11 protein-coding genes and 1 pseudogene are annotated in these 9,500 nt (G+C 61.6%); 7 read left to right on the plus strand and 5 right to left on the minus strand.

Translation table 11 applies throughout. The features are described 5' to 3' along the window. Window positions 1–359 precede the first annotated feature (359 nt). Entirely contained in the window at window positions 360–827 is a 468-nt protein-coding gene (locus CLR69_RS00005) for a hypothetical protein (RefSeq protein ID WP_013250887.1), read from the minus strand. A 455-nt stretch (window positions 828–1,282) separates the two neighbouring features. Between CLR69_RS00005 and CLR69_RS00010 the strand changes: the two genes are divergently transcribed. The 6 genes and pseudogenes from CLR69_RS00010 (at window position 1,283) to repC (ending at window position 5,911) form a co-directional block, all read left to right on the plus strand. Beyond that, window positions 1,283–1,714, plus strand: coding sequence for a plasmid mobilization protein (locus tag CLR69_RS00010; protein WP_013250886.1), 432 nt, complete (start codon window positions 1,283–1,285; stop codon window positions 1,712–1,714). A 94-nt stretch (window positions 1,715–1,808) separates the two neighbouring features. Then, a pseudogene (locus CLR69_RS23380) lies at window positions 1,809–2,090 on the plus strand (relaxase/mobilization nuclease domain-containing protein); the annotation flags it as partial. Window positions 2,091–2,469: 379 nt separating this feature from the next. Next, complete coding sequence (locus CLR69_RS23045) at window positions 2,470–3,153, plus strand: hypothetical protein (protein ID WP_064483930.1); 684 nt, start codon at window positions 2,470–2,472, stop codon at window positions 3,151–3,153. A gap of 35 nt (window positions 3,154–3,188) precedes the next feature. Beyond that, window positions 3,189–4,139 (plus strand): hypothetical protein, encoded by a 951-nt coding sequence (locus tag CLR69_RS23050; RefSeq protein ID WP_064483931.1) that lies wholly within the window; start codon window positions 3,189–3,191, stop codon window positions 4,137–4,139. A 70-nt stretch (window positions 4,140–4,209) separates the two neighbouring features. Further along, window positions 4,210–5,073 carry a helicase RepA family protein gene (locus CLR69_RS00020; protein WP_013250884.1) on the plus strand — a complete coding sequence of 288 codons (864 nt, stop codon included), beginning with the start codon at window positions 4,210–4,212 and terminating at the stop codon, window positions 5,071–5,073. Next, entirely contained in the window at window positions 5,060–5,911 is an 852-nt protein-coding gene (repC, locus tag CLR69_RS00025; protein ID WP_111987085.1) for a replication protein C, IncQ-type, read from the plus strand. The genes CLR69_RS00020 and repC overlap by 14 nt, the downstream gene beginning before the upstream one ends. A 39-nt stretch (window positions 5,912–5,950) precedes the next feature. Here the strand turns inward: repC and CLR69_RS22800 are convergent, their stop codons facing one another. The 4 genes from CLR69_RS22800 to CLR69_RS00040 form a co-directional block, all read right to left on the minus strand. Then, entirely contained in the window at window positions 5,951–6,118 is a 168-nt protein-coding gene (locus tag CLR69_RS22800) for a hypothetical protein (protein ID WP_165504372.1), read from the minus strand. Window positions 6,119–6,168: 50 nt separating this feature from the next. Continuing rightward, entirely contained in the window at window positions 6,169–6,723 is a 555-nt protein-coding gene (locus tag CLR69_RS00030; protein WP_131534982.1) for a fluoroquinolone-acetylating aminoglycoside 6'-N-acetyltransferase AAC(6')-Ib-cr9, read from the minus strand. Window positions 6,724–6,856: 133 nt separating this feature from the next. Then, a complete protein-coding gene (locus CLR69_RS00035; protein WP_032490683.1) occupies window positions 6,857–7,720 on the minus strand; it encodes an extended-spectrum class A beta-lactamase GES-7 in 864 nt (287 codons plus the stop codon). 146 nt (window positions 7,721–7,866) lie between these two features. After that, a complete protein-coding gene (locus CLR69_RS00040; protein WP_010890144.1) occupies window positions 7,867–8,103 on the minus strand; it encodes a trimethoprim-resistant dihydrofolate reductase DfrB3 in 237 nt (78 codons plus the stop codon). Between the two features lie 183 nt (window positions 8,104–8,286). On the opposite strand from CLR69_RS00040, the gene CLR69_RS00045 reads away from it, so the two are divergent. After that, on the plus strand, window positions 8,287–9,327 hold the full coding sequence (locus CLR69_RS00045) for an integron integrase (protein ID WP_064483933.1): 1,041 nt from the start codon (window positions 8,287–8,289) through the stop codon (window positions 9,325–9,327). The last annotated feature ends 173 nt before the right edge of the window (window positions 9,328–9,500 follow it).

Raw genomic sequence — 9,500 nt, forward strand, 5'->3', positions numbered from 1 at the left:
GTCCTAGTGCTCCCGTTTTCCTAGACGCCCCCAACCCGCCCGCCCCCCCCACGGGAACGCTCCCCACCCCCCACGCTAACTCTCCCCACCCCCCACGGTAACTCTCCCCGCCCCGATCTGAAAAAACCCAGACGGGGCGCGGCTTTCCGGGCGATTCGCAAAATCGATCCAAGATTCTCTAAGAATCTCCACTAGGCGCAGCACAGCCCGCGCCCCTTCGGCGCGGTCTGGCATTGCCTCAAATGCCCGGCCAAGGCCGGAAGGCTGAACACCTCTCCCCCCGCCTTCGGCGACCCCCTCCGGGGGTAATGGGCCAGCGGGGAGAGGGGGGTGGAGGCCGGTTTCCCGGCCTAAACCCCTCAGGAGGCGCTTTCTGGCGTTTCTGGCGCATCCCCAAAGGGTAACCCAGCCTGACCCGGCATCGGCGCGTCTGCGGCTTTCTGGGGCGCTTTGCGGGGCTTCGGGTAGCCCGCCTTGCGCATGGCCTTGGTCAGCGCCTCGATTGCCGCCCAGGTATCCGCCGCCCATGCCTCGGACGGCTCAAAGTCCCCGGCCTTGATCGTGTCGGCAACCTCAAAAATACGACTGGCGGCAGACTTGGCGGAATACAGTCGGATTCGCTTTTCTTCTGCCTGTCTTTCTGTTTCGATGTATGACTGTAGCTCTATTCTTTCTTCGTCTGTCAGATTCTCAACTAGGCCGTCTGACAGCTCGTAAGAATATACGTCAATAGACCCCATCATCTTGACGATGGCGCGGCGTTTTTCCTTGTCATACCCCCGGTAGGCGAGCACCTGAACCCGGCGACCTTGGCGCTTAAACTGCATGGCTGTTTCTCCGCTTGACTGTGTGATTACATTCTAGTCCGACAGTCACACACTGTCAAATGTTTATTGTCGGCCCTTATTTTAATCCGACAGTCGCACTCAAATGGGTTTTTACTGTCAGGTTAGGTTCCGCCCGACAGTCTGCCGTTCTTTCGCTACCATAGCGGCATGGTATCAGTTCGCCCAAGTGCTTTGGCCACCCTCTCCCCGCTGGCCCATTACCGCCCTTGGGCGGTCGGGCTGAGAGCGCAGCGAGCGGGCCGGGTGGGTGGCTGTTCGGTGCTTGCATGGAGATGTGCTATTATGGTATTGAGGCTGTGGTTTGGCATGGAGCAAGGTGTAACCTGCGCTTCGCTTGGTTCTCACCCTCCGGCCTTCGGCCTACGCCCCCACTCCCTTCGGTCGGGGGGTTGCTGCGCGTTTCGCTTCGCTTCACTTACTGGAGGGCTTCGCCCATGAACACTGACGAATCCAAGCGCCGCCGCCGTGGGCCTGCGCCGCTCGACGCCACGGACAAGCGCGGGCATACCGTTTCTGTGCGCCTCAACGAGGCCGAGCTTGCGCGGCTGGATTCGCAGCGTGACGCGGTGCAGATGCAGCGGGGCGAGTACCTACGCGCCGCCGCTCTGCATCGCCTGCCGCCCACCATCCCGGCAGCGAACCGGGAACAGTGGGCAGAGTTGGCCCGCACAGCGGCCAACCTGAACCAGATCGCCCGGCACCTGAACGAAGGGCAGCGGGGCGACGGGGAGCGCATCGGCAAGGCGCTGGGCTTGCAGTTGAGCGCCGAGCTTGCCAACTGCCTGCGATTGCTGGTGCTGGTGCGCGGCGACTTGATAGGCGTCAAGCACGACTCGGAGGACGTGGAAGATGAAAGCGAAGGTTAGCCGTGGTGGCGGTTTTCGCGGTGCGCTGAACTACGTTTTTGACGTTGGCAAGGAAGCCACGCACACGAAAAACGCGGAACGTGTCGGCGGCAACATGGCCGGGAATGACCCCCGCGAACTGTCGCGGGAGTTCTCAGCCGTGCGCCAGTTGCGCCCGGAAATCGGCAAGCCCGTCTGGCATTGCTCGCTGTCACTGCCTCCCGGTGAGCGCCTGAGCGCCGAGAAGTGGGAAGCCGTGACGGCTGACTTCATGCAGCGCATGGGCTTTGACCAGACCAATACGCCGTGGGTGGCAGTGCGCCACCAGGACACGGACAAGGATCACATCCACATCGTGGCAAGCCGGGTAGGGCTGGACGGGAAAGTTTGGCTGGGCCAGTGGGAAGCCCGCCGCGCCATCGAGGCGACCCAAGAGCTTGAGCATACCCACGGCCTGACCCTGACGCCGGGGCTGGGCGATGCGCGGGCCGAGCGCCGGAAGCTGACCGACAAGGAGATCAACATGGCCGTGAGAACGGGCGACGAACCGCCGCGCCAGCGTCTGCAACGGCTGCTGGATGAGGCAGTGAAGGACAAGCCGACCGCGCCAGAACTGGCCGACCGGCTATATGCCGCAGGCGTAGGCGTCCGGGCAAACCTCGCCAGCACCGGGCGCATGAACGGCTTTTCCTTCGAGGTGGCCGGAGTGCCGTTCAAGGGCAGCGACTTGGGCAAGGGCTACACATGGGCGGGGCTACAGAAATCAGGGGTGACTTATGACGAAGCTAGAGACCGTGCGGGCCTTGAACGATTCAGGCCCACAGTTGCAGATCGTGGAGAGCGTCAGGACGTTGCAGCAGTCCCTGAGCCTGATGCACGAGGACTTGAAGCGCCTACCGGTCGCAGTCTCGACCGAGACGGCGCAGACCTTGGAACCGCTGGCCCGACTCCAGCAGGACGTGACGCAGGTTCTGGAAGCCTACGACAAGGTGACGGCCATTCAGCGCAAGACGCTGGACGAGCTGACGGAGCAGATGAGCGTGAGCGCGGCGAAGGCGTTCGAGCGGAAGGCCGGGGAGCTGGACAAGACCATCTCCGACCTGTCCAACAGCCTGTCAGGGCTGGAAACGAGCATCAGCAGCATGAAGCAGACCGCGGAGCAGGTGGTGGCCTTGCCGGGCAATCTGGTGAGCGCACAGCAGAATATGACGGAAGCCGCCAACAAACTGACCGAGGCAGCGAACGAGACGCGCCCGCGCCTTTGGCGGCAGGCGCTGGGGCTGATTCTGGCCGGGGCCGTGGGCGCGATGCTGGTAGCGACTGGGCAAGTCGCTTTAAACAGGCTAGTGCCGCCAAGCGACGTGCAGCAGACGGCGGATTGGGCCAACGCGATTTGGAACAAGGCCACGCCCAAGGAGCGCGAGTTGCTGGAACAGATCGTCAATCGGCCCGCGAACTAGATCCGACCGCCTACCTTGAGGCGAGCGGCTACACCGTGAAGCGCGAAGGGCGACACCTGTCCGTCAAGGCTGGCGGTGATGAGGCGTACCGCGTGACCCGGCAGCAGGACGGGCGCTGGCTCTGGTGCGACCGCTACGGCAACGACGGCGGGGACAATATCGACCTTGTGCGCGAGATCGAACCCGGCACCGGCTACGCCGAGGCCGTCTATCGGCTTTCAGGTGCGCCGACAGTCCGGCAGCAACCGCGCCCGAGCGAGCCGAAGCGCCAACCGCCGCAGCTACCGGCGCAAGGGCTTGCAGCCCGCGAGCATGGCCGCGACTACCTCAAGGGCCGGGGCATCAGCCCGGACACCATCGAGCACGCCGAGAAGGCGGGCATGGTGCGCTATGCAGACGGTGGCGTGCTGTTCGTCGGCTACGACCATACAGGCACCGCGCAGAACGCCACACGCCGCGCCATTGCCCCCGCTGATCCGGTGCAGAAGCGCGACCTACGCGGCAGCGACAAGATCTATCCGCCGATCCTGCCGGGCGACCCGGCAAAGGTCTGGATCGTGGAAGGTGGCCCGGATGCGCTAGCCCTGCACGACATCGCCAAGCGCAGCGGCCAGCAGCCGCCCACCGTCATCGTGTCAGGCGGCGCGAACGTGCGCAGCTTCTTGGAGCGTGACGACGTGCAAGCGATCCTGAAGCGGGCCGAGCGCGTCACCGTGGCCGGGGAAAACGAAAAGAACCCCGAGGCGCAGGCCAAGGCCGACGCCGGGCACCAGAAACAGGCGCAGCGGGTGGCCGAAATCACCGGGCGCGAGGTGCGCCAATGGACGCCCAAGCCTGAGCAGGGCAAGGACTTGGCCGACATAAACGCCCGTCAGGTGGCCGAGATCGAGCGCAAGCGACAGGCAGAGATCGAGGCCGAGAGGGCACGAAACCGCGAGCTTTCACGGAAGAGCCGGGGGTATGATGGCCCCAGCTTCGGCAGATAAGAGCGCCTGTCAGTCGGTGTGATGAACCGACCGACAGGCTAACCATCATCAACCTACGCAGGAGGCCGATATGGCTATCAACATTATGAAGGCGTTCCAGCAGGAACCGCCACAACTGGATTTCATCTGGCCGGGCTTTCTGGCTGGCACCGTGGGCGCACTGGTGGCCCCCGGCGCGACCGGCAAGAGCTTCTGGGCGCTGGAAGCTGCTATGTCCATTGCTTGCAGCGTGGCAGGCGGTGACGTGGTGAACCTCAAGCCGCAGCACACCGGGCGCGTGGTCTATCTGGCCGGGGAAGATCCCGAACCCGCCCTGATCCGGCGCGTTCACGCCATCGGCCAGCACCTCAACCAGTCGGCCCGCGAAGCCATCGCCGACAACCTGACCCTTGAGTCGATCATGGGCAAGCGCCTGAACGTCATGGACGAGGCGCACTTGCGCCGCGTCATCGAGTACAGCGCCGGGGCGCGGCTGATCGTGCTGGACACCCTGAGCCGGATTCACAGCCTCGACGAGAACAGCAACGGCGACATGGCGCGGCTTGTCGCCACGCTGGAACACGTCGCGGCCAGCACTGGCGCGTCTGTCCTGTACCTGCACCACGTCAGCAAGGGCAGCGCCCGCGAGGGGCAAACCGACCAGCAGCAGGCAGCGCGGGGCGCATCGGCACTGATCGACAACGCCCGCTGGTGCGGCTTCGTCGCCAAGATGACCGAGGACGAGGCCAAGCGCCTGAGCGACCGCGCCTATGACCGTCAGCCCATCGGCAACGACCGGCGCGGGTTCTTCGTGCGCTTCGGCGTGAGCAAACAGAACTACGACGCCACCCCGCTTGACCAGTGGTATGAGCGCCGAGACGGCGGCGTGCTGGTTCCGGTGGAACTGCTGGAAGTGCCGAACGGCAAGAAGGGGGGCAGCCGTGAGCAAGCATGACCTGACCCACGCCCGGCACGACCCGGCGCATTGTCTGGCCCCCGGCCTATTCCGCAGCCTCAAGCGTGGCGAGCGCAAGCGCGGCAAGCTGGACGTGGTGCATGACTACGGCGACGGTAAGCGCATCGAGTTCAGCGGCCCGGAGCCGCTGGGCGCTGATGACTTGCGCATCCTGCAAGGACTTGTGGCAATGGCTGGGCCGGGTGGCCTTGTGCTGTCACCTGAACCGCAGACCGAGGCCGGGCAGCAACTCCGGCTGTTCCTTGAGCCGAAATGGGAAGCCTTCCAGCAGGATGCGATGGTGGTCAAGGGCAGCTATCGAGCACTTGCCCGCGAAATTGGCTACGCCAACCCCGACGACACTAAGCCGGTTCGGGAGTGCATCGAGCGGCTTTGGAAGGTGTCCATCATCGCGCAAAACGGCAGGAAGCGGCAGGGCTTCCGCCTGCTGTCCGAGTACGCCAGCGACGAGCAGGACGGCAAGCTGTATGTGGCCTTGAATCCCTTGATTGCCCGCGCCGTCATGGGTGGCGGTCAGCATGTCCGCATCAGCATGGACGAGGTGCGGGCGCTACAGACCGACCCGGCGCGGCTGATGCATCAGCGCCTATGCGGCTGGATCGACCCCGGCAAGGCCGGGCGGGTGGAACTGGACACGCTTTGCGGCTACGTCTGGCCGGAGGAAGCCAACCCGGAAGCCATGAAGAAGCGGCGCCAGACGGCCCGCAAGGCACTGGCCGAGCTTGCCGCCATCGGCTGGACGGTGAGCGAGTACGCCAAGGGTAAATGGGAGGTCAAACGGGGGACGGTAGAGAAAACGGACAAAATCGTACGCTAAGCATGCGGCCTGTCAGGTTGAGGCCATAGAGTTTGACGTTTAGGCGTCAGATAATGCAGAAAGCGGCCCTAGTCTGACGCGATGCCAGTGAGCCGACTGACGCCAAGTTAGGGTATAGATCAGGTTGACGCCCCAACTCTGGGTTTCGGCTCCCGGCCAGGAGCGGCCGACCGTCAAACGGGTAAGCAGTCGCTCAACGTTTGACATGAGGGGCGGCCAAGGGCGCCAGCCCTTGGACGTCCCCCTCGATGGAAGGGTTAGGCATCACTGCGTGTTCGCTCGAATGCCTGGCGTGTTTGAACCATGTACACGGCTGGACCATATGGGGTGGTTACGGTACCTTGCCTCTCAAACCCCGCTTTCTCGTAGCATCGGATCGCTCGCAAGTTGCTCGGCGACGGGTCCGTTTGGATCTTGGTGACCTCGGGATCATTGAACAGCAACTCAACCAGAGCTCGAACCAGCTTGGTTCCCAAGCCTTTGCCCAGTTGTGATGCATTCGCCAGTAACTGGTCTATTCCGCGTACTCCTGGATCGGTTTCTTCTTCCCACCTTCCGTCCCCGCTTCCAAGAGCAACGTACGACTGGGCATACCCAATCGGCTCTCCATTCAGCATTGCAATGTATGGAGTGACGGACTCTTGCGCTAAAACGCTTGGCAAGTACTGTTCCTGTACGTCAGCAAGTGTCGGGCGTGCTTCTTCTCCGCCCCACCACTCGACGATATGAGATCGATTTAGCCACTCATAGAGCATCGCAAGGTCATGCTCAGTCATGAGGCGCAGTGTGACGGAATCGTTAAATGTTTTCATGGCACCTTCTTGGTGGCTAACGCCTGAGTTAAGCCGCGGTGCGCAGTGGCAAGCGGCGTGCGAAGCTTAGCGTAGCACGCAAGCGCCGCCACGAAGCAACGTCGGCTTGAACGAATTGTTAGACGGGCGTCAACTATTTGTCCGTGCTCAGGATGAGTTGTGTAATAACTTGACCGACAGAGGCAACTAATTCGTCACGTTCTACGGCCGATAGTTTCGGGGCCGTTGTATACACCGCTACAGCGTAATCTCTCTCCTGGGCTTTAAAAAAACCAATGTCGTTCCGGCCCCCGTTGGCGCAGGTACCAGTTTTCTCTCCAACAACCCAATCTTTAGGAAAACCCGCTCGTAGTGTCGCGTCTCCCGTTTGGTTTCCGATCAGCCACCTCTCAATGGTGTGGGTCGAGGTGGACGTCAGTGCGCCGCCATAGAGGACTTTAGCCACAGTACGTGCCATAGCAATAGGCGTAGTTGTATCTCTGAGGTCGCCAGGTGTGTTGTCGCCCATCTCCGGCTCTTTCCGGTCTAGCCGACTCACAGAGTCGCCAATTTTACGAAAATACTGCGTCATTGCAGCAGGTCCGCCAATTTCTCTCAGTAAGAGGTTAGTAGCCCCATTGTCGCTAAGCTGCACCGCAGCTTGCGCTGCCTCGAGAACCGTCATGTGTCCCGATGCTAGAAACCGCTCCGTGGCAGGAGACCATTTGACGATCATGTCCGGCCCATATGAAAGTTTTCGATCCCCCCGCTCGGTGCCTGAGTCAATTCTTTCAAAGACCAGCGCGGCTAGCGGAAACTTGAACGTTGAGCACATTGCAAAACGCTGCGCCATTCGGTGGCCCGCGACGATCTCTCCTTGGGGATCGACGATCGCAACACCGATCTGAGCTGCTTTTTCGCGCTCTAGCTTCTCAAGATCGGTCTTGAAGGTTAATTTTTCCGACGCATATGCAGAGTGAGCGATCCCTGCCAGTAATAGTGCGTGAATGAAGCGCATGGTGATCCCTTGAGATGGAAATTATCTTTGTACGCCCGTCTAACGCTCTAGCTCAGCGGGCGGCGAAGCCGTCCGCTGGAGCGACCAGTTGGGCTGTGGGCGGTACTGCACGGCTTGAGCGCTGAGCGGTGCACTCAACCGTGAATTCAGGCCACGCGTTCAAGCGCAGCCACAGGATAAATCTGTACTGAACCGGGGTGAGACTCGGACTCGACGGCATAGCCTTCAGGGGTCAGTTTTGTGCAGTACCACCCGACAACTTGACCCTGCCAAGCGGCGCCAGATTTCTTGCGCACGCGATCTCCCAGGCCAAACGTGGCGTGCGATGGGAGCGCAAACTGGCCAGCAACTAGAGTACTGACTCCATTGTTGTGTTGGTCCATATCTGACCTTTCTTGTGAATTTCTTGAGATGCTTGCTAGCCCGACAACGCTGCGTCGGTGAAGCCCAACTTATGGTTTATCTGACCAAACACCGGATACCCACAACCGTGGTCGTTAAACAATGTCGCACGGCACCCAAAAAAAGTGTTTGAAATCAATTCTGTAAAGCATCTTACTGGATGCATGAACAGGTATAACAGAAATGACAAACCTGACTGGGTCCCTCCCCGATCCATCAAGCTGCTCGATCAGGTGCGCGAACGGGTTCGCTACCTGCATTACAGCCTACAGACCGAGAAAGCTTATGTCTACTGGGCCAAGGCATTTGTGTTGTGGACGGCCCGCAGCCATGGTGGGTTTCGACATCCGCGCGAAATGGGGCAAGCTGAAGTCGAGGGTTTTCTGACCATGCTCGCCACCGAGAAGCAAGTGGCGCCGGCCACCCACCGGCAGGCGCTCAACGCGCTGTTGTTCTTGTATCGGCAGGTGCTGGGCATGGAATTGCCGTGGATGCAGCAGATTGGTCGGCCGCCAGAACGCAAGCGGATTCCGGTGGTGCTGACGGTGCAGGAGGTTCAGACGTTGCTTTCGCACATGGCGGGCACCGAAGCGCTGTTGGCCGCCCTGCTTTACGGCAGTGGGTTGCGCCTGCGCGAAGCGCTGGGCCTGCGGGTCAAGGATGTGGATTTCGACCGCCACGCGATCATTGTGCGCAGCGGCAAGGGCGACAAGGACCGCGTGGTGATGCTGCCCAGGGCGCTCGTACCTCGGTTGCGGGCGCAGCTGATTCAGGTCCGCGCTGTGTGGGGGCAGGACCGTGCCACGGGGCGCGGAGGCGTGTATCTGCCTCATGCACTGGAGCGCAAGTACCCCAGGGCGGGCGAGAGCTGGGCCTGGTTCTGGGTGTTTCCATCGGCCAAGCTGTCTGTGGACCCACAAACCGGCGTTGAGCGCCGCCACCACTTGTTTGAGGAAAGACTGAACCGGCAACTAAAAAAAGCGGTAGTTCAGGCTGGCATTGCCAAACACGTATCTGTCCACACCCTGCGCCACTCATTCGCCACCCACTTGCTGCAAGCAGGCACAGACATCCGAACGGTGCAAGAGTTGTTGGGGCATTCGGACGTGAGCACGACGATGATCTACACGCATGTGCTGAAAGTCGCTGCCGGAGGCACCTCCAGCCCGCTGGACGCCTTGGCCTTGCACTTGTCGCCCGGCTGAATGACGGTTGTGGTGCTTTCATCTGGATGGCGGCTCAGGGTCGATAGCGCCCTCCTGCATGTCATGCCTCGCAGGTGCAGACTTGCACTGCTGCTAGGTAAAAGCCGTCGCGCGCCTTAGCGTGCTATTTTTCCCGTTTTCTGAGACGACCCCAAACGGCCCGCCACCCCCAA

It is taken from the genome of Pectobacterium zantedeschiae (assembly GCF_004137795.1).
Lineage (GTDB): Bacteria > Pseudomonadota > Gammaproteobacteria > Enterobacterales > Enterobacteriaceae > Pectobacterium > Pectobacterium zantedeschiae.